Origin of the sequence: Psychromonas aquatilis (genome assembly GCF_038155185.1) — a bacterium.
Classification (GTDB): domain Bacteria; phylum Pseudomonadota; class Gammaproteobacteria; order Enterobacterales; family Psychromonadaceae; genus Psychromonas; species Psychromonas aquatilis.
Genome location: NZ_JBAKAZ010000149.1, coordinates 1 through 451, shown reverse-complemented (window position 1 = coordinate 451; position 451 = coordinate 1). Strand labels below are relative to the sequence as shown.

The window sequence follows — 451 nt, the reverse complement described above, 5'->3', positions numbered from 1 at the left end:
TTTCATCGTCACCGCTTTCATTGGTGCACCATTATCAGAATGTAAAACGAGTGGGTTACGACCTATTTTCTCTCGCCAGCAGGTTCGTTCAAGTAACTCACCAGCCTTGATACCACACTCATTTTCATACACCTCATAGCCGACTATTTTTCGACTATAAATATCTTCTATCATGTACAAATAATAATATTGTCCCCGTACTTTTGAGTGGCAATAAGTGATATCCCATGACCACACTTCATTCGCTTTATTAGTAGTATATGTGGTTGGTTTACTGACTTTTTTACGGACTTTACTACGCCCTCGATGAACGAGTTGACCAACCTGTTTCAGAACCCGATAAAACGTTGATACTGAAGCGATATAGACCCCCGAATCTAATAATGAAGGCACTATCTGAGAAGGGGGTAAACTTGCATATTCTTTACTGTTACAAATCGCTAAAACTGAT

1 protein-coding gene is annotated in these 451 nt (G+C 39.5%); it reads right to left on the bottom strand.

Translation table 11 applies throughout. The features are described from left to right. Positions 1 to 451: DDE-type integrase/transposase/recombinase (locus tag V6256_RS15215; RefSeq protein ID WP_341599107.1), on the bottom strand; the 451-nt coding region annotated here is incomplete at both ends.